This is a genomic window from Kocuria salsicia, assembly GCF_007681555.1.
Lineage (GTDB): Bacteria > Actinomycetota > Actinomycetes > Actinomycetales > Micrococcaceae > Kocuria > Kocuria salsicia.
This window is the reverse complement of record NZ_VELE01000001.1, coordinates 704,077-728,573: the sequence shown is the minus strand read 5'-3', so window position 1 is coordinate 728,573 and position 24,497 is coordinate 704,077. Positions and strand designations below refer to the sequence as shown.

Sequence of the window (24,497 nt, the reverse complement as noted above, 5' to 3'; positions counted from 1 at the left end):
TCTTTCGTCATGCTTGCACACCGTTTCGCGGGCCTCTGGTCCACATGGCGGCGGCATGGCGCCCGGAATCACCGTCCCGTCACCTGCGGGCCCGGCACGCACCGGGTTCCGCTCCACCAGGAGGCACTGTGCCAACTATCCAGCAACTGGTCCGCAAGGGCCGGCACTCCAAGGTCGTGAAGACCAAAGCTCCCGCGCTCAAGGGCAATCCCATGAAGCGCGGCGTCTGCACCCGTGTCTTCACCACCACCCCCAAGAAGCCGAACTCTGCGCTGCGCAAGGTCGCCCGTGTGAAGCTCAACGGCGGCGTTGAAGTCACCGCATACATCCCCGGCGAGGGCCACAACCTGCAGGAGCACTCCATCGTGCTCGTGCGCGGCGGTCGTGTGAAGGACCTGCCCGGTGTTCGCTACAAGATCGTGCGCGGCGCGCTCGACACCCAGGGTGTCAAGGGCCGCCAGCAGGCCCGCTCCCGCTACGGCGCCAAGAAGGAGAAGAAGTAATGCCTCGTAAAGGTCCCGCTCCCAAGCGCCCCCTCGTCGTCGATCCCGTCTACGGTTCGCCCGTGGTCACGCAGCTGATCAACAAGGTCCTGCAGGACGGCAAGAAGTCCACGGCCGAGCGCATCGTCTACGGTGCTCTGGAGGGCGTGCGCAACAAGACCAATTCCGATCCCGTGGCCACCCTGAAGAAGGCGCTCGAAAACGTGAAGCCGGCCCTCGAGGTCCGCTCCCGTCGCGTTGGCGGCGCCACCTACCAGGTGCCGGTCGAGGTCAAGGCAGGCCGTGCCCAGGCGCTGTCCCTGCGCTGGCTCGTGGGCTACTCCAAGGCGCGTCGTGAGAACACCATGACCGAGCGTCTGCAGAACGAGATCCTCGACGCGTCCAACGGCCTCGGCGCCGCTGTGAAGCGCCGCGAGGACACCCACAAGATGGCCGAATCCAACAAGGCCTTCGCCCACTACCGCTGGTAAAATTCGGTAGTCCTGTCGGCCCCGCCCCGCGCGGGGCCGACACCAGGGCCCGGCACCACCTTTTACGAAGGGAACCATCGTGGCACTCGACGTGCTTACCGACCTCAAGAAGGTCCGCAATATCGGCATCATGGCTCACATCGATGCCGGTAAGACCACGACCACCGAACGAATCCTGTTCTACACGGGCATCAACCACAAGCTCGGCGAAACGCACGACGGTGCATCCACGATGGACTGGATGGCTCAGGAGCAGGAACGCGGCATCACCATCACGTCCGCCGCGACCTCGTGCTACTGGCACGACTACCAGATCAACATCATCGACACCCCGGGTCACGTGGACTTCACGGTCGAGGTCGAGCGCTCCCTGCGCGTGCTCGACGGCGCCGTGGCCGTCTTCGACGGCAAGGAGGGCGTGGAGCCCCAGTCCGAGACCGTGTGGCGCCAGGCCGACAAGTACGAAGTGCCCCGCATCTGCTTCGTCAACAAGATGGACAAGCTGGGCGCGGACTTCTACTTCACCGTGGACACCATCAAGTCCCGCCTGGGCGCGACCCCGCTCGTGCTGCAGCTGCCGATCGGTGCCGAGAACGACTTCGTGGGCGTCATCGACCTGGTGACCATGAAGGCTCTCGTGTGGGAGGGCGACTCCAAGGGTGACGTCTCCCTGGGCGCGAAGTACGAGACGCGCGAGATCCCCGAGGACCTCAAGGACCGCGCGGACGACTACCGCAACCAGCTCGTCGAGGCCGTCGCGGAGGCGGATGACGAGCTCATGGAGAAGTACCTCGGCGGTGAGGAGCTCACCGAGGACGAGATCAAGGCCGGCATCCGCAAGCTGACGATCACCTCCCAGGCCTACCCCGTGCTGTGTGGCTCGGCGTTCAAGAACCGCGGCGTTCAGCCCATGCTTGATGCCGTGGTGGACTACCTGCCCTCCCCGCTCGACGTGGAGGACGTGCAGGGCCACGCCATCAACGACGAGGAAGAGGTCATGACCCGCACCGCGGACGCCAACGGCCCCTTCGCGGCGCTGGCGTTCAAGGTCGCCTCGCACCCGTTCTACGGCCAGCTCACGTACATCCGCGTGTACTCCGGCAAGGCGAAGGCCGGCGAGCAGGTCATGAACTCCACCAAGGGCAAGCGCGAGCGCATCGGCAAGCTCTTCCAGATGCACTCCAACAAGGAGAACCCGGTGGACGAGATCTCCGCCGGTCACATCTACGCCGCGATCGGTCTGAAGGACACCACCACCGGTGACACCCTCTCGGACCCGAACAACCAGATCGTGCTGGAGTCCATGAGCTTCCCCGCTCCCGTGATCTTCGTGGCCATCGAGCCGAAGACCAAGGGCGACCAGGAGAAGCTGTCCACCGCCATCCAGAAGCTCTCCGCAGAGGATCCCACCTTCACGGTGTCCCTCAACGACGAGACCGGCCAGACCGAGATCGGCGGCATGGGCGAGCTGCACCTGGACATCCTGGTGGACCGCATGAAGCGGGAGTTCAAGGTCGAGGCCAACGTGGGCAAGCCCCAGGTGGCCTACCGCGAGACGATCAAGAAGGCCGTCGAGAAGGTCGACTACACCCACAAGAAGCAGACCGGTGGTTCCGGCCAGTTCGCCAAGGTGCAGGTCTCCTTCGAGCCGCTGCCGCTGGACGCCGAGGAGCTGTACGAGTTCGACAACGCCGTGACCGGTGGTCGAGTGCCGCGCGAGTACATCCCCTCCGTTGACCACGGCATCCAGGACGCCATGCAGCTCGGCATCCTGGCCGGCTACCCGGTCGTGGGCGTCAAGGCCACGCTGGTGGACGGTGCCTACCACGACGTCGACTCCTCGGAGATGGCGTTCAAGATCGCCGGCTCCATGGTCTTCAAGGAAGGCGCCCGCCGTGCCAACCCGGTGCTGCTCGAGCCGCTGATGGCCGTCGAGGTGCGCACTCCCGAGGAGTACATGGGCGACGTCATCGGCGACCTGAACTCCCGCCGTGGCCAGATCCAGTCCATGGAGGACGTCACAGGCGTCAAGCTCGTCTCGGCGCTCGTGCCGCTTTCCGAGATGTTCGGATACATCGGCGACCTGCGGTCCAAGACCCAGGGCCGCGCCGTGTACTCGATGCAGTTCGACAGCTACTCGGAGGTCCCCAAGGCCGTGGCCGAGGAGATCATCCAGAAGAACCGCGGCGAGTGAGCCACCGGGGTTCGCCCCTGCAATTTCAGTAAATTCGTTATCCAGAAGTAGACTTGCACAGGTTTCGACATGCGCAGCGCTTGCCGCGCTGTGGTCTTACGCTCCGTGGTCCGGAGCAGTCGAGCAAGTCTCACCTCAATGTTCTAGGAGGAACACACCATGGCGAAGGCCAAGTTCGAGCGCAACAAGCCGCACCTCAACATTGGCACCATCGGCCACGTTGACCACGGCAAGACCACGCTCACCGCTGCGATCTCCAAGGTCCTGGCTGACAAGTACCCGGACGTCAACGAGCAGCGCGACTTCGGTGCCATCGACTCCGCTCCGGAGGAGAAGCAGCGCGGCATCACGATCAACATCGCGCACATCGAGTACCAGACCGACAAGCGGCACTACGCCCACGTGGACGCCCCCGGTCACGCGGACTACGTGAAGAACATGATCACCGGTGCCGCTCAGATGGACGGCGCGATCCTCGTGGTCGCCGCCACCGATGGCCCCATGGCGCAGACCCGCGAGCACGTCCTGCTCGCCCGTCAGGTGGGCGTTCCCTACCTGCTGGTGGCGCTGAACAAGTCCGACATGGTCGACGACGAAGAGCTGCTCGACCTCGTCGAGATGGAGGTCCGCGAGCTGCTGTCGGACCAGGGCTTCGACGGTGACAACGCCCCCGTGGTGCGCGTCTCTGCTCTGAAGGCGCTCGAGGGTGACCCCAAGTGGGTCAAGTCCGTCGAGGACCTCATGGAGGCCGTGGACGAGAACGTGCCGGACCCGGTCCGCGACACCGACAAGCCCTTCCTCATGCCCATCGAGGACGTCTTCACCATCACCGGTCGCGGTACCGTCGTGACGGGTCGCGCCGAGCGCGGCACGCTGCCGATCAACTCCGAGGTCGAGATCGTGGGCATCCGCCCCGTGCAGAAGACCACGGTCACCGGCATCGAGATGTTCCACAAGCAGATGGACGAGGCGATGGCGGGCGAGAACTGCGGCCTGCTGCTGCGCGGTCTCAAGCGTGACGATGTCGAGCGTGGCCAGGTCGTGTGCAAGCCGGGTTCCATCACCCCGCACACCGACTTCGAGGCCAACGTCTACATCCTGTCCAAGGAAGAGGGCGGGCGTCACAACCCGTTCTACTCGAACTACCGTCCGCAGTTCTACTTCCGCACCACGGACGTCACCGGCGTCATCACGCTGCCCGAGGGCACCGAGATGGTCATGCCCGGTGACAACACCGAGATGACGGTCGAGCTGATCCAGCCGATCGCCATGGAGGAAGGCCTCGGCTTCGCCATCCGTGAGGGTGGTCGCACCGTGGGCTCCGGCCGCGTCACCAAGATCATCAAGTAGTTCCCCGATGATCACGCGGTGAGGCGCTGAGCCGAACCCTCCAGTGCCCCGCACTCCTTCGAGAGTGCGGGGCACTGTCGTTCCTTGCCGTCGCACCCGGGTTTGCGCCGGCACCGCGTTCTCTGGCACAATGGTCGCTGTTGTTCGCTCAGCGGCGCGAGAAATTGCGCGCTCAGCACGAACAGAGGTTCATCGCGAGAACCGGGTGCGGAGCATGTGTGCAGCCGAAGCAACCGCAATGCACCGACGCCCGCGTGACCGCGCCGCGAACAACCACTTTTCACCGGCACCGAGTCAATGTGTGTGGACCCGGCCGCGTCGCCCAGCGCGACACGCCCGAGTTCGGGTGCCGGAGCTCCGACAGGGTGAGGAACCCGGACTCGGTCCGGATTCAGTCTGTGCGGGGTGGCGGCAGAGACCGCCGAGCACAAGGAGTCCTGGACTCCATACAGGGAAGTACTTGAAGAAAGAGAGTCACGACGCCATGGCGGGACAAAAAATCCGCATCCGGCTGAAGTCCTATGACCACGAGGTCATCGACGTCTCGGCCCGGAAGATCGTTGAGACGGTGACGCGCGCAGGTGCAACGGTGGTGGGACCCGTCCCGCTGCCCACCGAAAAGAACGTGTACTGCGTCATCCGCTCGCCGCACAAGTACAAGGACAGCCGTGAGCATTTCGAGATGCGCACCCACAAGCGGCTGATCGACATCATCGACCCCACGCCCAAGGCCGTCGACTCGCTCATGCGTCTCGATCTGCCGGCTGACGTGAACATCGAAATCAAGCTGTAAAAAGGATCGCACCCCAATGACTACCACTTTCGAACGCCAGATGAAGGGCCTGCTGGGCATCAAGCTCGGCATGACCCAGGTCTGGGACGAGAACGGGAAGTTCGTGCCGGTGACCGTGGTCAAGGCCGACTCCAACGTCGTGACGCAGCTGCGCAACGAGGACAAGGACGGCTACAACGCCGTTCAGATCGGCTTCGGTGCGATCGATCCCCGCAAGGTGACCAAGCCCCTGGCCGGTCACTTCGCCGCCGCAGGCGTGACGCCCCGCCGCCACGTCGTCGAGCTTCGTACTTCCGACGCCGCCGACTACGAGCTCGGGCAGGAACTGTCCGTGGAGCTCTTCGAGTCCGGCGCCAAGGTCGACGTCGTCGGCACCACCAAGGGCAAGGGCACCGCCGGCGTCATGAAGCGTCACGGCTTCTCCGGCGTGGGCGCCTCCCACGGTGCACACAAGAACCACCGCAAGCCGGGTTCCATCGGCGGCGCGTCGTACCCCGCACGCGTGTTCAAGGGCATGCGCATGGCCGGCCGGATGGGCAACGCCCGTCACACGACCATGAACCTGACCGTGCACGCGGTCGACGCCGAGAACTCCCTGCTGCTCATCAAGGGCGCCCTGCCGGGCCCCAAGGGGTCGGTCGTCCTCGTCCGTTCCTCCGTGAAGGGAGCTTGATACTCATGGCAACTGAATCCGTCAACGTCGAGCTGCCCGCTGAGATCTTCGACGCCCAGACCAATGTGGCCCTGCTGCACCAGGTCGTCGTCGCCCAGCTGGCCGCCGCCCGCCAGGGCACGCACAAGACCAAGACCCGCGCCGAGGTCTCGGGCGCAGGTCGCAAGCCGTTCAAGCAGAAGGGCACCGGCCGGGCTCGTCAGGGCTCCATCCGCGCCCCTCACATGACCGGTGGTGGCGTGGTGCACGGGCCCACGCCGCGTGACTACTCTCAGCGCACGCCCAAGAAGATGAAGGCCGCCGCCCTGCGCGGTGCCCTCTCGGACCGGGCACGCAACGGCCGCATCCATGTGGTGACCGATCTCGTGAGCGGCGACCAGCCGTCCACGAAGGCCGCCAAGGAGGCGCTGCGTTCGATTTCCGAGCGCAAGAACCTGCTGGTCGTGCTGGGCCGCGGTGAGGACACCGCCGCGCTGTCCGTGCGCAACCTGGTTGACGTGCACGCCGTGTACGCCGACCAGCTCAACACGTACGACGTGCTCGTCTCGGACGACGTGGTCTTCACCAAGACCGCCTACGACTCGTTCGTCGCAGCTGCGTCCGGTAGCAAGCAGGAGGACGCGAAGTGAGCGCCATCTACAACAAGGACCCGCGTGACGTCATCATCCGTCCCGTGGTCTCCGAAAAGTCCTACGGTCTGATCGACGAGGGCAAGTACACCTTCCAGGTGGATCCCTCGGCCAACAAGACCGAGATCAAGTTCGCGATCGAGCACATCTTCGGTGTGAAGGTCGCGTCCGTGAACACTCTCAACCGTCCCGGCAAGCGCAAGCGCACGCGCTTCGGCTGGGGAACGCGCAAGGCCACCAAGCGTGCCGTCGTGTCCCTCCGGGAAGGCTCCATCGACATCTTCGGCGGTCCGCTCTCCTGAGCGGAGACCACTTTAACGAGGAACTCAAAACATGGCTATCCGTAAGCACAAGCCGACAACCCCGGGCCGTCGCGGCTCGTCGGTGTCGGACTTCGTAGAAATCACGCGCACTACGCCCGAGAAGTCCCTGGTGCGTCCCCTGCCCAAGAAGGGCGGCCGCAACAACACGGGCCGCATCACCACCCGTCACAAGGGTGGCGGGCACAAGCGCCAGTACCGCGTGATCGACTTCCGTCGTCACGACAAGGACGGCGTGGACGCCAAGGTCGCGCACATCGAGTACGACCCGAACCGCACGGCCCGCATCGCGCTGCTGCACTACGTGGACGGCACGAAGCGATACATCATCGCGCCGAACCGCCTGAAGCAGGGCGACGTCGTGGAATCCGGCCCCAACGCGGACATCAAGCCCGGCAACAACCTGCCGCTGCGCAACATCCCGGTGGGCACCGTGCTGCACGCCGTGGAGCTGCGCCCGGGTGGGGGAGCCAAGCTGGCTCGTTCCGCCGGTGCCTCCGTCCAGCTCGTCGCCCGTGAGGGCAAGTACGGCCAGCTGCGCCTGCCCTCCGGTGAGATCCGCAACGTGGACGTGCGCTGCCGCGCGACGATCGGTGAGGTCGGCAACGCCGAGCAGTCGAACATCAACTGGGGCAAGGCTGGCCGCAACCGCTGGAAGGGCATCCGCCCGACCGTCCGCGGTGTGGTCATGAACCCCGTGGACCACCCGCACGGTGGTGGCGAGGGCAAGACCTCCGGTGGTCGTCACCCGGTCAACCCCAACGGCAAGCCCGAGGGACGCACGCGTCGCCCCAACAAGGAAAGCGACAAGCTCATCGTGCGTCGTCGTCGTACCGGCAAGAACAAGCGCTAAGGAGCCTGACTAATGCCACGCAGCCTCAAGAAGGGCCCTTTCGTCGATCAGCACCTCTTCGTGAAGGTCGCCAAGGAGAACGAGAAGGGCACCAAGAACGTCATCAAGACGTGGTCCCGCCGCTCGATGATCGTGCCCGACATGCTCGGACACACGATTGCCGTGCACGACGGACGCAAGCATGTCCCGGTGTTCATCACTGAGTCGATGGTCGGGCACAAGCTCGGCGAATTCGCCCCCACCCGCACGTTCCGCGGCCATGTGAAGGACGACAAGAAGGGCAAGCGTCGCTGACCCCTCGGGGTGAGAACGCTGCACTTCTTCGACAAGACGAGAGAAGGAAAGCAATGGAAGCCAAGGCATCTGCGCGCTACATCCGCGTGACGCCTATGAAGGCCCGGCGCGTCGTCAACCTGATTCGTGGCCAGCAGGCGAATGAGGCATTGGCGATTCTGAAGTTTGCCCCCCAGGCAGCTTCCGAGCCGGTGTTCAAGGTGCTCGAATCCGCCGTGGCGAACGCCCGGCAGAAGGCCGATCGCGAGGGTCTCGCGTTCAAGCCGGAAGACCTCGTGGTCTCCGCGGCCTTCGTGGACGAGGGTCCCACCATGAAGCGGTTCCAGCCGCGTGCCCAGGGCCGTGCGTACCGCATCAACAAGCGCACGAGCCACGTGACCGTGGTCGTGGCGACCCCGGAGAAGGAGGAGGTCCGCTAAGTGGGACAGAAAATCAACCCCAACGGATTCCGTCTGGGCATCACCACCGACCACGTCTCGCACTGGTACGCAGACTCCAACCAGCCGGGTCAGCGCTACAAGGACTACATCCGCGAGGACGTGAAGATCCGCGAGCTCATGTCAAAGGGCATGGACCGCGCCGGCATCTCCAAGGTCGAGATCGAGCGCACCCGTGACCGCGTCCGAGTGGACATCCACACGGCACGCCCGGGCATCGTCATCGGCCGCCGCGGCGCCGAGGCGGACCGCATCCGCGGCGAGCTCGAGAAGCTCACGGGCAAGCAGATCCAGCTGAACATCCTCGAGGTCAAGAACCCCGAGATCGATGCGCAGCTCGTGGCCCAGGGTGTGGCCGAGCAGCTGGCCTCGCGTGTCGCGTTCCGTCGCGCCATGAAGAAGGCCATCCAGTCCGCACAGCGTGCGGGCGCCAAGGGCATCCGCATCCAGTGCGCCGGCCGTCTCGGCGGCGCGGAGATGTCCCGCTCGGAGTTCTACCGTGAAGGCCGTGTGCCCCTGCACACCCTGCGCGCGAACATCGACTACGGGTTCTTCGAGGCCAAGACCACCTTCGGCCGCATCGGCGTGAAGGTCTGGATCTACAAGGGCGACCTGACCGACAAGGAACTGGCTGCCCAGCAGGCGGCGGCTCCGTCCTCGCGCGGACGCAACGACCGCCGCGGTGGCGGCGGTGCCGGCGAGCGTCGTCGTCGCCCGAATGACCGTAACGACCGTGGCGGCCGCCGTGAGCGCGACTCCGCCGCAGCCCCGCAGCAGAACACCGCTGCGGAGGCCAACAACGCAGAGGGTGGTAAGTAATGCTCATCCCACGTCGTGTGAAGTTCCGCAAGCAGCACCACCCGCGCCGTCGGGGAGAGGCCAAGGGCGGAACCCGAGTCACGTTCGGTGAGTGGGGCATCCAGGCTCTGAGCCCGGCGTACGTCACGAACCGTCAGATCGAGGCTGCGCGTATCGCCATGACCCGCCACATCAAGCGTGGCGGCAAGGTCTGGATCAACATCTACCCGGACCGTCCCCTGACCAAGAAGCCTGCCGAGACTCGTATGGGTTCCGGTAAGGGTTCCCCCGAGTGGTGGATCGCCAATGTCAAGCCCGGACGCATCATGTTCGAGATCTCCGGCGTGAGCGAGGAAGTGGCCCGTGAGGCGCTGCGCCTGGCAATCCACAAGCTCCCGATGAAGGCACGCATCGTGCGTCGCGAAGGCGGTGAATGATCAATGGCTATTGGATCCAAGGATCTGAACATGGACAACCTCGCGGCTCTTGACACCGGTGCCCTCACCGACCGGCTGCGCAAGTCCAAGGAAGAGCTGTTCAACCTGCGCTTCCAGGCGGCCACCGGCCAGCTCGAGAGCAACGGCAAGCTGAAGTCCGTCAAGCGAGACATCGCCCGGATCTACACCGTGCTGCGCGAGCGTGAGCTCGGGATCCGTGAGGACGTGGCGCCGGCTGCTGAGAAGACCGAGAAGAAGGCCTCGAAGAAGGCTGCCAAGTCCGAGGGTGATGCCAAGTGAGCGAGCAGGTCAACAACGAAACGGCCGCGGCCGAGCGCGGTGACCGCAAGTCCCGCCGGGGCTACGTGGTCTCCGACAAGATGGACAAGACCGTGGTGGTCCAGGTCGAGGACCGCGTGAAGCACGCGCTCTACGGCAAGGTTCTGCGCAAGTCCAAGCGCGTGAAGGCCCACGACGAGCAGAACTCCTGCGGCGTCGGGGACCTCGTGCGCATTGCCGAGACCCGTCCGCTGTCCGCCGACAAGAACTGGCGGATCGTGGAGATCATCGAGAAGGCCAAGTAGGACCTTCGCGATGCGAGTTCGATCGAAGGCCCCGTTCCGGTTCACGCTGGGACGGGGCCTTCGGCGTACCCGGGCCCCCTGTCGACGATCTCCATGACGACGCCGCGGCGGGCAGGTGGGCCGATCCCGTGGCACTGCCGCAGGGGTACCGCTCGTGCGGTCCACGCCAGCACCCGAAAGGTCAGACGCTCGTGACCCAGGAGAACACGGTGGGGCCGTGTCCGCGGCGCCGCCCACCCAAGGTGCCGCGCCCGGATCCGGTCCCCAGGTCGGACGGTCCGTCCGTGCTCGCCTGGGAGGCCGCTCTCATGTCGAACGACTCGCGTGACGTGGCGAGGGCGCGCAGAGAGGTGGAGGCGGCCCTGGCCGCGGGCATGCCGCTGTGCGAGCACGCGGCTCCGGGTCCGGACGGGGCGGCCCGGCAGGTCGTGATGTTCCTCTGCGAGGACAGCGAGGCCTCGGAGGTCCTGCTGTTCGTCAACAGGCTCACGGACGAGTCCCGCCCGGAGGACTCCCTGATGCGGCGGCTGCCCGGCACGGATGTGTGGCACATCGGCTACCTCATGGGGACCAGCTGGCGCGCGTCCTACTGCTTCCTCACCGCCCGCCGGAACGCGGCGGCACCCTGGCGTGACGCCGCGGACCACGTGGACCTGCGCGCCGCCCTGGACGGGGGAGTGGCGGATCCCCGCAATCCGTCGTGGTGCCTGGGCCGCGGGGGGCTGCGGCTCAGCGTCGTCGCGCTCGAGGACGCGCCGGTGTCGCCGTGGCCGGTGCGGCCCGATCCCACCGCACGTGGACCGAAGTGGCTCGCCGCCCCCGGTGGTCACCGCGTGGCGATCGCGGCCTGTGGCGTGGCAGCGGGCGACTCGGCGCGCACGGCACCGGTGGTGCTGCTCTTCGACGGAGAGGTCTGGTGGCAGCACGGTGTCGTTGCCGCCGTCCGGGCCGCGGTCGCCGACGGTGCCCTGCAGCCGGTGCACCTGGTCCTGCTGGACTCCGGGGGCACGGAGCGTCGGTGGGCCGAGCTCGACGGCACAGGCGGGATCGAGGACGTGGTGGCGGACGAGCTGCTCCCGTGGCTCGCTCAGCGCCTGGTGTGGAAATCCGATCCCCGGCGGGTGGCCGTGGTGGGCCAGAGCCTCGGCGGGCTCTCGGCGATCCTGTGCGCACTGCGCCGCCCCGACGCCGTCGGGACCGCCGTCGCGCAGTCGGCCTCCCTGTGGCAGCCGCAGCCGGTGGACACGCTGCGGTCCCTGGTCTCGACCGACGGCGCCCGAGCGCTGGTCGGCACACGGCTCGTCCTGGAGGTCGGCGAGCAGGAGTGGGCACTCACCGGGCCCCACGACGAGTTCGTCGCCGAGCTCGCCCGCACCCCGGCCGAGGTGCACTACCGACGCTTCAACGGGGGCCACGACTACGCCTGCTGGCGCGAGGCACTGGTGCCCGCCCTGGTGGAACTCTTCCCCGGAGGCAGGCCGGTTGGTGATCCGCACGGAAGCGCGGTAGAGTAGGCCGGTACGCGTGTCGACGCACGTGTGCTCTCACTCTGACTTCGACCCTGCTGAGTCAGAATCACGTCCCACGGTGTGCACCCCGAGTGCGCGGGACGGAAGCAAGCCGCCGCGGTTCACCGCGGCCCGGCTCCGCGGCGCCCGGCGCCGCGAAGGCTGCACATCTTGCTCGTTGATTCTGCGCGAGGTCGCGAATCCGAGGGGAGCAGCACGGCGGAGTGATCCGCCCGAACACGTGCGGTCGTCCATCGCGTGCAAACTCCGCACACGCCCCGGGCCCCTCCTACGGCCACGGGGGCCACCGTGACGCGGAGCGTTCACACGACCACCGTTCCGCAAGGCTCGACATTCAGCAGGTTTGGATGAGAACCGGCGCGACGACAGGAGTATTCAGTGATTCAGCAGGAATCGCGGCTGCGGGTTGCCGACAACACGGGTGCGAAGGAAATTCTCACCATCCGTGTGCTCGGTGGATCCGGACGCCGTTACGCAGGCATTGGTGACGTCATCGTCGCCACCGTCAAGGACGCCATCCCCGGCGGCAACGTCAAGAAGGGCGACGTTGTCAAGGCGGTTGTGGTCCGTACCAAGAAGCAGAGGCGCCGTCCCGACGGTTCCTACATCCGTTTCGACGAGAACGCCGCAGTGATCTTGAAGAACGACGGGGACCCCCGCGGCACACGCATCTTCGGCCCCGTGGGCCGCGAGCTGCGCGACAAGAAGTTCATGAAGATCGTCTCGCTGGCTCCGGAGGTGCTCTGACATGACGAAGTTCAAGATCAAGACCGGCGACCTCGTGCAGGTCATCACCGGCAAGAACAAGGGCGAGCAGGGCAAGGTTCTGCGCGTGAACACCGAGACCTCCCGCGTGGTGGTCGAGGGTGTCAACGTGGTGACCAAGCACAAGCGCGCCAACGCCCAGGGCGAAGCCGGCGGCCTCGTCAAAGTCGAGGCTCCGATCCACATCTCCAACGTGATGCTCGTGGATCCCGAGACCGGCAAGCCGACCCGTGTGGGCTACCGCACCGAGACCGTGGAGCGCAACGGCAAGCAGAAGACCGTGCGCGTCCGCGTGTCCAAGAGCACCGGCAAGGATCTGTGATGAGCGAAACGACCGAAACCAAGTTCACCCCCCGGTTCAAGACCAAGTACCAGGAGACCGTGGCCCCGGCCCTTCAGGAGCAGTTCGGCTACTCGAACGTCATGGAGATGCCGCGCGTGGTCAAGGTCGTGGTCAACATGGGTCTGGGCGAGGCGGCCAAGGACTCCAAGCTGGTGGACAATGCCATCAAGGACCTCACCGCCATCACCGGCCAGAAGCCCGTGGTCAACCGTGCCAAGAAGTCCATCGCGCAGTTCAAGCTGCGCGAGGGAATGCCCATCGGCGCCCATGTCACCATGCGTGGCGACCGCATGTGGGAGTTCCTGGACCGCCTGGTCACGCTCGCGCTGCCGCGCATCCGTGACTTCCGCGGCCTCTCGGACCGTCACTTCGACGGCAACGGCAACTACACCTTCGGCCTGACGGAACAGTCCATGTTCCACGAGATCGACCAGGACCGGATCGATCGCGTGCGCGGTATGGACATCACCGTGGTCACGTCCGCCAAGACCGACGACGAAGGCCGCGCGCTGCTCAAGGCACTCGGCTTCCCGTTCAAGACCAACTAATTCCATCGACGCCAGAAGGTCCCTGCGGGCTGCAACCGGCAGGGAAACCGTGGCGAGGAAGGGCTGAAGCCCACATGACAATGACAGATCCCGTCGCAGACATGCTGACGCGTCTGCGCAACGCGAACTCCGCCTACCACGACACCGTGAGCATGCCGTACTCCAAGCTGAAGGCTCGGATTGCGGAGATCCTCAAGGCCGAGGGCTACATCGCGGACTGGAGCGAGGAGCCCGCGCGGGTCGGCAAGACGCTGACCCTGTCGCTGAAGTTCGGCTCCAACCGTGAGCGCTCGATCGCCGGTGTCCGCCGCATCTCCAAGCCGGGGCTGCGCGTGTACGCGAAGTCCACGAACCTCCCCAAGGTGTTCGGTGGCCTCGGCATCGCGATCCTCTCCACCTCCTCCGGACTGCTGACTGACAAGCAGGCCGGGAAGAAGGGCGTGGGCGGGGAAGTCCTCGCGTACGTCTGGTAACCGGTAGCACAGAAGAAGAAAGGAAGAAGACATGTCACGTATTGGACGTCTCCCGATCTCTGTGCCCGCCGGTGTGGAGGTCTCCGTGGACGGTTCCGTGGTGTCGGTGAAGGGTCCCAAGGGCTCCCTCACGCAGACCGTCGCGGCACCCATCACGGTGGTCGTCGAGGACGGCACCGTTCAGGTGTCCCGTCCCAACGACGAGCGCGAGTCCCGCTCGTTGCACGGTCTCACGCGTTCCCTGATCGCCAACATGATCCAGGGTGTGTCCGAGGGATACACCAAGCAGCTGGAGATCGTGGGTACGGGTTACCGTGTGCAGGCCAAGGGTGCGGACCTCGAGTTCGCTCTCGGTTACAGCCACCCCGTTCCCTTCAGCGCCCCGGAGGGCATCACGCTCTCTGTGGAGGGGAACAACAAGGTCTCCGTCTCCGGCATCGACAAGCAGCAGGTTGGCCAGGTCGCCGCGAAGATCCGCTCCCTGCGTCTGCCTGATCCCTACAAGGGCAAGGGTGTTCGTTACGCCGGCGAGCAGATCCGCCGCAAGGCCGGAAAGGCTGGTAAGTAATCATGGCTCTCGTAATCAAGGGAAAGTCGAAGACTGCTCAGCGGGCTCGGCGTCACCGCCGCGTGCGCAAGCACATCGCCGGAACCGCGCTGCGCCCCCGCCTGGTGGTCACGCGTTCCACCCGCCACATGGTCGCCCAGGTGATCGACGACGACAAGGGCTTCACCCTCGTCTCGGCCTCCACCATGGAGGACGCCCTGCGTGCGTCGTCCGACGACAAGACCGCCAAGGCCAAGCGCATCGGTGAGCTGATCGCCGAGCGCGCCAAGGCTGCGGGGATCGAGACCGTCGTGTTCGACCGCGGCGGCAACAAGTACCACGGCCGTGTGGCCGCGGTGGCCGAGGGTGCCCGTGAAGGAGGTCTGGCGCTGTGAGCGAGCAGAAGAACGAGAAGGAAACTCAGGTGAGCGAAGCCACCACCGGTTCCAACGAGACGGCCGAGTCCAACACCTCGTCCCGTCAGGGGACCGAGGAGAACCGCGGTGGACGCGGCGGTCGCAACGATCGCGGCGGACGCGGCGGCAATGACCGCGGCGGCCGTGGCAACGACCGTGGCGGCCGTGGTGGCCGCGGCGGTCGTGACGACGACAAGGACAAGTTCCTCGAGCGCGTCGTGACCATCAACCGCGTCTCCAAGGTCGTGAAGGGTGGTCGTCGCTTCAGCTTCACCGCTCTCGTGGTCGTGGGCGACGGCAACGGCATGGTCGGCGTCGGCTACGGCAAGGCCAAGGAAGTTCCGGCGGCGATCTCCAAGGGTGTCGAGGAGGCCAAGAAGAACTTCTTCCGGGTCCCCCGCGTCGAGGACCGCACCATCCCGCACCGTGTGCAGGGTGAGGCGGCGGCCGGCGTGGTCATGCTGCGCCCCGCCACCCCGGGTACCGGTGTGATCGCCGGTGGTCCGGTGCGCGCCGTACTGGAGTGCGCCGGCATCCACGACGTGCTCTCCAAGTCCCTCGGTTCGTCCAACCAGATCAACATCGTGCACGCGACCATCCAGGCGCTGCGTGAGCTCGAGGAGCCCGCGTCCGTGGCCGCCCGCCGTGGGCTGCCCATGGACGAGGTTGTTCCGGCGCCGCTGCTGCGTGAGATCCAGAAGGCAGGTGCCTGATGAACGGAAAGCGCATCCAGGCCACCGGCGCGACCCTGCGCGTGAAGCAGGTCCGCTCCGTGGTCGGTCAGAAGCAGAACATGCGCGACACGCTGCGTTCGCTCGGTCTCAAGCGTCCGGGCCACGTCGTGGAGCGCAAGGCCGATGCGGCCACCGCCGGCATGATCAACACGGTGTCGCATCTCGTAGAGGTTGAGGAGGCTTGAGCATGGCTGAGAACACCGAGAGCAAGCGCCACGCTCTGAAGGTCCACCACCTGCGTCCGGCCCCCGGCTCGCACCAGGCCAAGACTCGTCTTGGCCGCGGTGAGGCGTCCAAGGGCAAGACCGCCGGTCGCGGTACCAAGGGCACCAAGGCGCGCTACCAGGTCAAGGCCGGCTTCGCCGGCGGCCAGCTGCCGCTGCAGATGCGGCTGCCCAAGCTGCGCGGGTTCAAGAACCCGTTCCGCGTGGAGTACCAGGTGGTCAACCTGGACCGTCTGGGCGAGCTGTTCCCCGAGGGTGGCACCGTCACCGTCTCGGACCTGGTTGCCAAGGGCGCGGTTCGCAAGAACCAGCCCGTCAAGGTGCTGGGCAGCGGGGAGATCTCCGTGGCCCTGAACATCACCGCGGACAAGTTCTCGGCCTCTGCGGCCGAGAAGATCGCTGCGGCTGGCGGGTCCACGCAGAACGCGTGAGCGCAGACCAGCGTTCGGTTGTAGGGTGAATCCCTGAACTGAGGCGGGCCCCGTGCCGGATTCCCGGCACGGGGCCCGCTGCTTTACCAGGATGTTCGCACGGGGCCCGGCGCGGCCCCGTGCACGTCCTTGGCTAGACTTGCCCGGGGTCGGAACCGATCGGGCCACCACGCTTTTGAAGGAGGACCTGTGCTCAGTGCTTTCGCACGGGCGTTCACCACGCCGGAGCTGCGCAACAAGCTGCTGTTCACCCTCGGGATCATCGTGATCTACCGGCTGGGGACGTTCATCCCCGCACCCGGTGTGGACTACGGCAACGTCCAGCAGTGCCTGGCGCTCGGGAACACCACCGGCGGCGCGTACGACCTGGTCAACCTCTTCAGCGGTGGGGCCCTCCTGCAGCTGTCGATCTTCGCTCTCGGGGTGATGCCGTACATCACCGCGAGCATCATCGTGCAGCTGCTGCGGGTGGTCATTCCCCGATTCCAGGAGCTGCACGAGGAGGGCGCACAGGGCCAGACCAAGCTCACGCAGTACACGCGCTACCTCACGATCGGCCTGGCGGCTCTCAACGCCACCACCGTCATCTCCCTCGCACGCTCGGGGAACCTGCTGGGCAACTGCTCGCTGCCCATCATCCCGGACGACTCGCTGCCGGTGCTGGTCATCATGATCCTCACCATGACGGCGGGCACCACCGTGATCATGTGGCTCGGCGAGCGCATCACGGACCGCGGCGTGGGCAACGGCATGTCCCTGCTGATCTTCACGTCCATCGCCGCCACCTTCCCGTCCGCGCTCGGCGAGATCCTGCGTACCCGCGGCTGGGGCATCTTCCTGGGCGTGTGCGCGATCGGGCTGGTGGTCATCACCTGCGTGGTCTTCGTGGAGCAGTCGCAGCGGCGCATCCCCGTGCAGTACGCCAAGCGCATGGTCGGGCGGCGCACCATCGGCGGCACGAGCACCTACATCCCGCTGAAGGTCAACATGGCCGGCGTGATTCCCATCATCTTCGCCTCGTCCATGCTGATGCTGCCCACCATGATCGCGCAGTTCGCGATGCCCGACGACGGCAGCACCGTGCCGGGGTGGGTCACCTGGATCAACACATACCTGGCACGCGGGGACCACCCCGTGTACATGACCGTGTACTTCCTGCTGATCGTGGCCTTCACGTACTTCTACGTGTCCATCACGTTCAACCCGGAGGAGGTCTCGGACAACATGAAGCGCTACGGCGGCTTCATCCCGGGTATCCGTGCCGGGCGCCCCACCGAGACCTACCTGCGCTATGTCCTGACCCGCATCACGCTGCCGGGTGCGCTGTACCTGGGCATCGTCTCGATGATCCCGCTCATCGCGCTCGTGGCGTTCGGTGCCAATCAGAACTTCCCGTTCGGTGGCCCGTCGCTGCTGATCATGGTGGGCGTGGGTCTGGACACCGTCAAGCAGATCGACGCCCAGCTCCAGCAGCGCCATCACGAAGGCCTGCTGCGCGCCTGAGCCCCCGTTCCGCACGGGCGGTGAGCCGGGGCGCGCCCCGGACGCTGCGCCGTCGGGCCGGTAGCATGGGTGAGGAAGTGCACGTTGACGCAAGGAGAGATCATGACCCGGATGTTGATCATCGGACCGCCAGGCGCAGGCAAGGGAACGCAGGCTGAGCGCATCTGTGACCGACTCGGCGTGCCCGCCATCTCCACCGGGGACATCTTCCGCGAGAACATCAAGCAGCAGACGGAGCTCGGCAAGGAGGCCCAGAGCTACACGGACGCCGGCAACCTGGTTCCTGACTCCGTCACCAACGGCATGGTGCGAGACCGGCTCGCGCAGCAGGACGTCGCGGACGGCTTCCTGCTGGACGGCTACCCGCGCACCGTCGCCCAGGTGGAGGAGCTCGACCGCATCCTGGCGGCCAACGGCGTGGCCCTGGATGTCGTCCTGCTGCTCACGGCGGACAACGACGAGCTCGTCACCCGCCTGCTGGGCCGCGCGCGCGACCAGGGGCGTACGGACGACACCGAGGACGTCATCCGGCACCGCCTGGACGTCTACGACGAGCAGACGGCCCCCGTGGTCGACGTCTACGAGCAGCGCGGCATCGTCTCGCGCGTGGACGGGCTCGGCAGCATCGACGACGTCACCGAGCGGATCATGAGCGTGCTGCCGCACTGACGTGACTCATCGCGCACCACCTCGAGCCCCCGGTCCGATGCGAGGCATCGCCCGGGGGCTCGGCATTCACCACACACCCCACCACGGAAGGACCCCAGGCATCGTGTTCGGACGCCGCAAGATCCAAGTGAAGTCGGACGCCGAGCTGGCACTCATGGCCAGGGCCGGCGTCGTCACCTCCCGGGCGCTCGACGCCGCTGTGGCCGCCGCCGTGCCCGGTGCCACCACTGCGGACCTCGACCGCGCCTTCCGCGCCGTGCTCGAAGACTTCGGCGCCGAGTCGAACTTCCTGGGCTACTACGGCTACCCGGCGACGGTGTGCACGTCCGTCAACGACGAAGTGGTCCACGGCATCCCGGGGCAGCGCGTGCTCGCGGACGGTGACGTCGTGTCCATCGACGGCGGCGCGATCGTGGCGGGCTGGCACGGTGACTCCGCGCGCACAGTGCTCGTGGGGGAGCACCACGATCCCGCGGACCTGGAGCTCTCCGACGTCACGCGTGCGGCCATGTGGCGCGGCGTGGCGGCGATGGCCACAGGCACGCACGTGGGGGACATCGGCCTGGCGGTCGAGACCTACGTCCGCGAGACGGTCGGATCGCGTCTGGGCATCCTGGAGGACTACGTGGGTCACGGCATAGGCACGGAGATGCACATGGCCCCGGACGTGCCGAACTACGCCGTGGGGCAGCGCACGCCCAAACTGGTGACGGGCATGGCCCTGGCGATCGAGCCCATGCTGGTGCGCGGCGGAATCGAGACCCGCGTGCTGGCGGACGACTGGACGGTCGTCACCGAGGACGGATCGCGCGCCAGCCAGTGGGAGCACACCGTGTGCCGCCACAGCGGGGGCGTGTGGGTGCTGACCGCCGAGGACGGCGGGGCCTCCGAGCTCGAGCCGCTGGGCGTCCACCCCGTTCCCGTCCCCGCGTCCTGAGGCGGGTCCGTCACCAGGCCCGCCACGGCCCGGATCCGCCACCCAGAGAACCCGTGGCCCCGCCACCCCCGAGAGCCTGAGAGCAGGCAGAGGAATCCCATGACTGCACAGACCGTAGAGATCACACCCCGCCCCGAGGCGGGCCAGCTCGTCTTCAAGCCCGCACGGCGGGGCAAGCCACCCGTGCACCTGGCCGACCTGGACATGGCCGGACGCAAGGAGCTGGTGAAGGAGGCCGGCTACCCGGCGTTCCGTGCCTCCCAGCTGTCAAAGCACTACTTCGAGCGCTTCGAGTCGGATCCCGCCGCGATGACGGACCTGCCCGTGGACCAGAGGGAGGAGATGGTGGCCAAGACCATGCCCCCGCTGCTGCGGACCGTGAAGCAGCTGCGTGCAGACCAGGGCATGACCGTGAAGTCCGTGCACCGCCTGTTCGACAACGCCATGGTCGAGTCCGTACTGATGCGCTACGACAAGCGCGTGACCATGTGCATCTCATCCCAGGCAGGCTGTGGGATGAACTGCCCGTTCTGCGCCACCGGCCAGTCCGGGCTCACGCGCAACCTCTCGGCGGCCGAGATCGTGGACCAGGTGGTCCAGGGCGTGCGGGCCCTGCGCGACGGCGCCGTGGGGGACCCGGAGGAGGCCCCGCAGCGGGTGTCCAACATCGTCTTCATGGGCATGGGGGAGGCCCTGGCCAACTACAAGGCCACCATGGGCGCGGTGCACCGGATCATCGACCCGTCTCCGGAGGGCCTCGGGATCTCCGCGCGCGGGCTCACCATGTCCACGGTGGGGCTGGTGCCCGGCATCCGGAAGTTCACGCGGGAGAAGCTGCCCATCACGCTGGCGCTGTCGCTGCACGCCCCGGACGACGAGCTGCGCGACGAGCTGATTCCCATCAACACCCGGTGGAAGGTGGACGAGGCGCTCGACGCCGCCCGGGACTACTACGACGTCACGGGCCGCCGGGTCTCGATCGAGTACGCCCTGATCCGGGACATGAACGACCAGGGCTGGCGCGCGGACCTGCTGGGGGAGAAGCTGAACGAGCGCGGCGCGGGCTGGGTGCACGTGAACCCCATCCCCCTCAACCCGACCCCCGGCTCCAAGTGGACGGCCTCGCGCCCCGGCGTGGAGCAGAACTTCGTGGAGCGCCTGCGCGCCCACGGCATCCCCACCACCGTGCGGGACACCCGCGGCTCGGACATCGACGGCGCCTGCGGCCAGCTGGCCACGGACGTCTGATCCCTGGGGGACGCGACGTCCGCCCGGGGCTGGACGCCGGGGCCTGGGCGCCCGGGCCCCGGCGCCGTCGTCGTCCCGCGCGGTCGGCGGGCGGGCCCGCCGCTCGGGTTGCGAAAAACAGCGTGAGCGCGTAGTGTCGTGCGTTGGTTGTTTGTGCTCGCTGATCGAGCCCTGCCCACCCACATCGACCCCCGCTACCACTCGTAGTGCGGGGTTGTTCGTCTGGTGGACGGGGAGCGGTACGGGCACCGCCGTCCGGATAGACAACCGGACCCCTCGAGAAGTTAGCGGAGGATATGGCCAAGAAAGACGGAGTCATCGAGATCGAAGGCACTGTGGTCGAGGCACTGCCCAATGCGTCGTTTCGTGTTGAGCTGACCAACGGTCACAAGGTGCTCGCCCACATCTCTGGCAAGATGCGCCAGCACTACATCCGGATCCTCCCCGAGGACCGCGTCGTGGTGGAGCTCAGCCCCTATGACCTTTCCCGAGGCCGGATCGTCTACCGCTACAAGTAGCATCCGCGCCCACGGTGGACGGTCGGGGAGACCCGGGCGAGCACGGTGGTGCGAGTGCATACGCCATTACTAGTACGCGAAGGAATGCGATGAAGGTCCAACCGAGCGTCAAGCAGATCTGCGACAAGTGCAAGGTGATCCGCCGCAACGGCCGGGTCATGGTGATCTGCGAGAACCCCCGGCACAAGCAGCGCCAGGGCTGACGGGAACACTCCCGCCCACGCAAGTGGATTGACAAGAACGGACACCGCAGCCGACGCCCCAGGGCGCGGCAACCCCCGGCACGGAGGCCGGAGACCGGTCGGAAGACGATCGGGACGCGATGTTCAAGACCTCCGGACACACAAGGAGAACCGCCACTATGGCTCGTCTCGCAGGCGTCGATCTTCCCCGTGAAAAGCGGCTGGAAGTTGCGCTGACCTACATCTACGGCGTGGGTCGTACCCGTGCACTCGAAACCCTGGAGGCCACTGGCATCTCCGGGGACGTGCGCGTCAAGGATCTCACCGATCCGCAGCTCGTCGAGCTGCGTGACTACATCGAAGGCAACTACAAGGTCGAAGGCGATCTCCGCCGTGAAGTGGCCGCCGATATCCGCCGCAAGGTCGAGATCGGCAGCTACCAGGGCCTGCGCCACCGCCGCGGTCTGCCCGTCCACGGCCAGCGCACCAAGACCAACGCCCGTACCCGCAAGGGTCCCAAGCGCACGGTCGCCGGTAAGAAGAAGTAATCGTGGTCGCCACCGAACCGGTGGCTGATCAACGTCGAAGATCTTTGTAGGAGAATCCATGGCCCAGAAGACTCGCGCGACGGCCGCTCGCAAGCCGCGTCGCAAGGTGAACAAGAATGTGACCCAAGGTCAGGCTCACATCAAGTCCACGTTCAACAACACCATCGTTTCCATCACCGATCCCTCGGGTGCGGTCCTGTCGTGGGCCTCGGCCGGCGGCGTGGGCTTCAAGGGCTCGCGCAAGTCGACCCCGTTCGCCGCGCAGCAGGCTGCCGAGGCCGCCGCGAAGGGTGCGCAGGAGCACGGGATGCGCAAGGTGGATGTGTTCGTGAAGGGCCCGGGGTCCGGTCGCGAGACCGCGATCCGCGCCCTGCAGGCCACCGGGCTGGAGGTCGGCTCCATCCAGGACGTCACCCCGTCCGCCCACAACGGCTGCCGTCCCCCGAAGCGCCGTCGCGTCTGACACGTCCGCGCGGCCACCACTGCCCTCGCGGGTGGCGGTGGCCGCGCACCGACGCGGTGAACTCGCCAGCTCACCGCGTCATTCACCCATTTTGTTTTCCACCACCTGCGTGCGTCATATGGCGGAGGCACGCTGAAAGGAAACATCAGTGCTCATCGCACAGCGCCCCACCCTCACGGAAGAGGCTGTGGCCGAGAACCGTTCCCGGTTCGTGATCGAACCGCTGGAGCCTGGTTTCGGGTACACCCTCGGCAACTCACTTCGCCGCACGCTTCTCTCCTCCATCCCCGGCGCCTCCGTGACCAGCATCCGCATCGACGGCGTGCTGCACGAGTTCTCCACGGTGGAGGGTGTCAAGGAAGACGTCACCGAGCTGATCCTCAACATCAAGAAGCTCTCCCTGTCCTCGGAGGAGGACGAGCCCGTCACGGCGTGGCTGCGCAAGCAGGGTCCGGGCGAGGTCACGGCGGCTGACATCTCCGCACCGGCCGGTGTCGAGGTCCACAACCCCGAGCTGCACATCGCCACGCTGAACTCGAAGGGCCAGCTCGAGATCGAGCTGACCATCGAGCGCGGCCGCGGCTACGTGTCGGCGTCGCAGAACAAGTCGGGTGACGCGGAGGTCGGCCGGATCCCGGTCGACTCCATCTACTCGCCCGTCCTGAAGGTGACCTTCCGCGTGGAGGCCACCCGTGTCGAGCAGCGCACGGACTTCGACAAGCTCGTGCTGGACGTGGAGACCAAGGAGGCCATCTCCCCGCGTGACGCGGTGGCCTCTGCCGGCACCACCCTGGTCGAGCTGTTCGGTCTCGCCCGCGAGCTGAACTCCTCGGCCGAGGGCATCGAGATCGGGCCCTCGCCCACGGACGCCGCCGCTGCCGCGGACATGGCGCTGCCGATCGAGGACCTCGAGCTGTCGGTGCGCTCGTACAACTGCCTCAAGCGTGAGGGCATCCACAGCGTGGGTGAACTGGTGGGGCGCTCGGAAGCGGATCTCATGGACATCCGCAACTTCGGTGCGAAGTCCATCGACGAGGTCAAGGACAAGCTCGGTGAGCTCGGCCTGGCCCTGAAGGACTCCCCTCCCGGCTACGACCTCGCCGCCCACGCGGCGTCCCTCGAGGACGAGGACGACAACAACAACCCGTTCGACGTCGACCTCGACTAACGCCCACACCACTTCCCGTGCCCCGCGGCCGCTGAGCGGCTCGCGCGGGCCCGAACACCAGGAGACCTACTATGCCTACCCCTACCAAGGGACCCCGTCTCGGCGCCGGGCCGACCCACGAGCGCATGATCCTCTCGAACCTCTCGCAGCAGCTGTTCGAGCACAAGCGCATCACCACCACCGTGACCAAGGCCAAGCGCCTGCGTCCCGTGGCCGAGCGCATGATCACGTTCGCCAAGCGAGGTGACCTCGCCTCGCGCCGTCGCGTCATGCGTCAGCTGACCGACAAGTCCGTGGTCCACGAGCTGTTCACCAGCATCGCAGCCGCCATGGAAGGCCGCGACGGCGGTTACACGCGCATCACCAAGATCGGCAACCGCAAGGGCGACAACGCCCCCATGGCGGTCATCGAGCTGGTCATGGAGCCGGTGGCCAACAAGGAGACCGTCGCGGAGGCCGAGCGCGCCACCGCCAAGGCTGCTCCCGCCCCGGCTGCTCCGGTCGACACTCCCGCGGACACCACCGCCGAGGACGTCAAGGCCAAGGAGATCCCCGCTGACGAGCAGGCGCCCGCCGTCGGCTCCAACGAGGCCGCCGAGGTTGCTGCGCAGAACAAGGACGCCGCAGAGTTCGCCGGTTCCCACGCTCCGCTCGAGTCTGGTGAGGCCCCCGAGGGCTTCGCCGTCAAGGGCAACCGCAACTCCATGAAGTACCACGTGCCCGGTTCGCGCTGGTACTCCGGGACCACCGCGGAGATCTGGTTCGACTCCCCGGCCAACGCCGAGGCAGCCGGCTTCCAGCCCGCGGGCGGCGCCGCTGCCCAGAAGATCTCCGAGTAAGCTCGGGTTCTTTGCCCGGTATGGTACCGGTCACGACGCCGCCGCAGGTTCCTGCGGCGGCGTCGTCGTATCCGCAG

35 protein-coding genes are annotated in these 24,497 nt (G+C 66.6%); all 35 read left to right on the top strand.

What is annotated here, in order from left to right; all coding sequences use genetic code 11:
• Positions 1–128: 128 nt before the first annotated feature.
• Positions 129–503: a 30S ribosomal protein S12 gene (gene rpsL / locus FS770_RS03305; RefSeq protein ID WP_012397684.1), complete on the top strand. Its 375-nt coding sequence runs from the start codon at positions 129–131 to the stop codon at positions 501–503.
• Complete coding sequence (gene rpsG, locus FS770_RS03300) at positions 503–973, top strand: 30S ribosomal protein S7 (RefSeq protein WP_012397685.1); 471 nt, start codon at positions 503–505, stop codon at positions 971–973. Before rpsL ends, rpsG begins: the two co-directional genes overlap by 1 nt.
• A gap of 79 nt (positions 974–1,052) precedes the next feature.
• Complete coding sequence (gene fusA / locus FS770_RS03295) at positions 1,053–3,167, top strand: elongation factor G (protein ID WP_144941775.1); 2,115 nt, start codon at positions 1,053–1,055, stop codon at positions 3,165–3,167.
• Between the two features lie 159 nt (positions 3,168–3,326).
• Positions 3,327–4,517, top strand: a complete 1,191-nt coding sequence (tuf, locus tag FS770_RS03290; protein WP_058955092.1) for an elongation factor Tu — start codon at positions 3,327–3,329, stop codon at positions 4,515–4,517.
• 484 nt (positions 4,518–5,001) lie between these two features.
• Positions 5,002–5,310: a 30S ribosomal protein S10 gene (gene rpsJ / locus FS770_RS03285; RefSeq protein ID WP_003803825.1), complete on the top strand. Its 309-nt coding sequence runs from the start codon at positions 5,002–5,004 to the stop codon at positions 5,308–5,310.
• Positions 5,311–5,326: 16 nt separating this feature from the next.
• Entirely contained in the window at positions 5,327–5,983 is a 657-nt protein-coding gene (gene rplC / locus FS770_RS03280) for a 50S ribosomal protein L3 (RefSeq protein WP_055085346.1), read from the top strand.
• Positions 5,984–5,988: 5 nt separating this feature from the next.
• On the top strand, positions 5,989–6,612 hold the full coding sequence (gene rplD, locus FS770_RS03275; RefSeq protein ID WP_144941780.1) for a 50S ribosomal protein L4: 624 nt from the start codon (positions 5,989–5,991) through the stop codon (positions 6,610–6,612).
• Positions 6,609–6,914: a 50S ribosomal protein L23 gene (gene rplW, locus FS770_RS03270; protein ID WP_055085350.1), complete on the top strand. Its 306-nt coding sequence runs from the start codon at positions 6,609–6,611 to the stop codon at positions 6,912–6,914. The genes rplD and rplW overlap by 4 nt, the downstream gene beginning before the upstream one ends.
• A 31-nt stretch (positions 6,915–6,945) precedes the next feature.
• Positions 6,946–7,785: a 50S ribosomal protein L2 gene (rplB, locus tag FS770_RS03265; RefSeq protein WP_144941782.1), complete on the top strand. Its 840-nt coding sequence runs from the start codon at positions 6,946–6,948 to the stop codon at positions 7,783–7,785.
• A gap of 12 nt (positions 7,786–7,797) precedes the next feature.
• Positions 7,798–8,079: a 30S ribosomal protein S19 gene (gene rpsS, locus FS770_RS03260; RefSeq protein WP_035959716.1), complete on the top strand. Its 282-nt coding sequence runs from the start codon at positions 7,798–7,800 to the stop codon at positions 8,077–8,079.
• Positions 8,080–8,132: 53 nt separating this feature from the next.
• Positions 8,133–8,498 (top strand): 50S ribosomal protein L22, encoded by a 366-nt coding sequence (rplV, locus tag FS770_RS03255; protein ID WP_055085353.1) that lies wholly within the window; start codon positions 8,133–8,135, stop codon positions 8,496–8,498.
• Positions 8,499–9,335, top strand: coding sequence for a 30S ribosomal protein S3 (gene rpsC / locus FS770_RS03250; protein ID WP_144941784.1), 837 nt, complete (start codon positions 8,499–8,501; stop codon positions 9,333–9,335). It begins immediately after the preceding gene.
• The gene (rplP, locus tag FS770_RS03245; protein ID WP_055085357.1) at positions 9,335–9,751 is read left to right on the top strand and encodes a 50S ribosomal protein L16; all 417 of its coding nucleotides are present in this window, start codon (positions 9,335–9,337) and stop codon (positions 9,749–9,751) included. Before rpsC ends, rplP begins: the two co-directional genes overlap by 1 nt.
• 3 nt (positions 9,752–9,754) lie before the next feature.
• On the top strand, positions 9,755–10,051 hold the full coding sequence (gene rpmC, locus FS770_RS03240) for a 50S ribosomal protein L29 (protein WP_144941786.1): 297 nt from the start codon (positions 9,755–9,757) through the stop codon (positions 10,049–10,051).
• A complete protein-coding gene (gene rpsQ / locus FS770_RS03235) occupies positions 10,048–10,335 on the top strand; it encodes a 30S ribosomal protein S17 (protein WP_144941788.1) in 288 nt (95 codons plus the stop codon). Before rpmC ends, rpsQ begins: the two co-directional genes overlap by 4 nt.
• A 308-nt stretch (positions 10,336–10,643) precedes the next feature.
• The gene (locus FS770_RS03230; protein WP_144941790.1) at positions 10,644–11,849 is read left to right on the top strand and encodes an alpha/beta hydrolase-fold protein; all 1,206 of its coding nucleotides are present in this window, start codon (positions 10,644–10,646) and stop codon (positions 11,847–11,849) included.
• A gap of 393 nt (positions 11,850–12,242) precedes the next feature.
• Positions 12,243–12,611: a 50S ribosomal protein L14 gene (gene rplN / locus FS770_RS03225; protein ID WP_012397698.1), complete on the top strand. Its 369-nt coding sequence runs from the start codon at positions 12,243–12,245 to the stop codon at positions 12,609–12,611.
• A gap of 1 nt (position 12,612) precedes the next feature.
• Positions 12,613–12,951, top strand: coding sequence for a 50S ribosomal protein L24 (gene rplX, locus FS770_RS03220; protein ID WP_055085364.1), 339 nt, complete (start codon positions 12,613–12,615; stop codon positions 12,949–12,951).
• Positions 12,951–13,520 (top strand): 50S ribosomal protein L5, encoded by a 570-nt coding sequence (gene rplE / locus FS770_RS03215; RefSeq protein WP_144941792.1) that lies wholly within the window; start codon positions 12,951–12,953, stop codon positions 13,518–13,520. Before rplX ends, rplE begins: the two co-directional genes overlap by 1 nt.
• A gap of 74 nt (positions 13,521–13,594) precedes the next feature.
• Positions 13,595–13,993, top strand: a complete 399-nt coding sequence (gene rpsH, locus FS770_RS03210) for a 30S ribosomal protein S8 (protein WP_055085367.1) — start codon at positions 13,595–13,597, stop codon at positions 13,991–13,993.
• Positions 13,994–14,024: 31 nt separating this feature from the next.
• Positions 14,025–14,561: a 50S ribosomal protein L6 gene (gene rplF / locus FS770_RS03205; RefSeq protein WP_055085369.1), complete on the top strand. Its 537-nt coding sequence runs from the start codon at positions 14,025–14,027 to the stop codon at positions 14,559–14,561.
• A gap of 2 nt (positions 14,562–14,563) precedes the next feature.
• On the top strand, positions 14,564–14,935 hold the full coding sequence (rplR, locus tag FS770_RS03200) for a 50S ribosomal protein L18 (RefSeq protein ID WP_055085371.1): 372 nt from the start codon (positions 14,564–14,566) through the stop codon (positions 14,933–14,935).
• Entirely contained in the window at positions 14,932–15,669 is a 738-nt protein-coding gene (rpsE, locus tag FS770_RS03195; protein WP_144941794.1) for a 30S ribosomal protein S5, read from the top strand. Before rplR ends, rpsE begins: the two co-directional genes overlap by 4 nt.
• Positions 15,669–15,875: a 50S ribosomal protein L30 gene (gene rpmD, locus FS770_RS03190; protein WP_055085375.1), complete on the top strand. Its 207-nt coding sequence runs from the start codon at positions 15,669–15,671 to the stop codon at positions 15,873–15,875. The genes rpsE and rpmD overlap by 1 nt, the downstream gene beginning before the upstream one ends.
• Before the next feature lie 2 nt (positions 15,876–15,877).
• Positions 15,878–16,345 carry a 50S ribosomal protein L15 gene (gene rplO, locus FS770_RS03185; RefSeq protein ID WP_055085377.1) on the top strand — a complete coding sequence of 156 codons (468 nt, stop codon included), beginning with the start codon at positions 15,878–15,880 and terminating at the stop codon, positions 16,343–16,345.
• Positions 16,346–16,534: 189 nt separating this feature from the next.
• Entirely contained in the window at positions 16,535–17,848 is a 1,314-nt protein-coding gene (gene secY / locus FS770_RS03180) for a preprotein translocase subunit SecY (protein ID WP_144941797.1), read from the top strand.
• 102 nt (positions 17,849–17,950) lie between these two features.
• Entirely contained in the window at positions 17,951–18,517 is a 567-nt protein-coding gene (locus tag FS770_RS03175) for an adenylate kinase (protein ID WP_144941799.1), read from the top strand.
• A 100-nt stretch (positions 18,518–18,617) separates the two neighbouring features.
• Positions 18,618–19,454 (top strand): type I methionyl aminopeptidase, encoded by an 837-nt coding sequence (map, locus tag FS770_RS03170; RefSeq protein ID WP_145010371.1) that lies wholly within the window; start codon positions 18,618–18,620, stop codon positions 19,452–19,454.
• Between the two features lie 99 nt (positions 19,455–19,553).
• Positions 19,554–20,702 carry a dual-specificity RNA methyltransferase RlmN gene (gene rlmN / locus FS770_RS03165; RefSeq protein WP_055085383.1) on the top strand — a complete coding sequence of 383 codons (1,149 nt, stop codon included), beginning with the start codon at positions 19,554–19,556 and terminating at the stop codon, positions 20,700–20,702.
• A gap of 296 nt (positions 20,703–20,998) precedes the next feature.
• A complete protein-coding gene (infA, locus tag FS770_RS03160) occupies positions 20,999–21,220 on the top strand; it encodes a translation initiation factor IF-1 (protein ID WP_012397711.1) in 222 nt (73 codons plus the stop codon).
• 89 nt (positions 21,221–21,309) lie between these two features.
• Positions 21,310–21,423 (top strand): 50S ribosomal protein L36, encoded by a 114-nt coding sequence (gene rpmJ, locus FS770_RS03155; protein ID WP_012397712.1) that lies wholly within the window; start codon positions 21,310–21,312, stop codon positions 21,421–21,423.
• 158 nt (positions 21,424–21,581) lie between these two features.
• Positions 21,582–21,950 (top strand): 30S ribosomal protein S13, encoded by a 369-nt coding sequence (rpsM, locus tag FS770_RS03150; RefSeq protein WP_012397713.1) that lies wholly within the window; start codon positions 21,582–21,584, stop codon positions 21,948–21,950.
• 58 nt (positions 21,951–22,008) lie between these two features.
• Positions 22,009–22,413 carry a 30S ribosomal protein S11 gene (rpsK, locus tag FS770_RS03145; RefSeq protein WP_055085385.1) on the top strand — a complete coding sequence of 135 codons (405 nt, stop codon included), beginning with the start codon at positions 22,009–22,011 and terminating at the stop codon, positions 22,411–22,413.
• Positions 22,414–22,561: 148 nt separating this feature from the next.
• Positions 22,562–23,581 carry a DNA-directed RNA polymerase subunit alpha gene (locus FS770_RS03140; protein WP_055085387.1) on the top strand — a complete coding sequence of 340 codons (1,020 nt, stop codon included), beginning with the start codon at positions 22,562–22,564 and terminating at the stop codon, positions 23,579–23,581.
• A gap of 71 nt (positions 23,582–23,652) precedes the next feature.
• A complete protein-coding gene (gene rplQ / locus FS770_RS03135) occupies positions 23,653–24,420 on the top strand; it encodes a 50S ribosomal protein L17, sunset domain variant (RefSeq protein ID WP_055085389.1) in 768 nt (255 codons plus the stop codon).
• Positions 24,421–24,497: the final 77 nt, after the last annotated feature.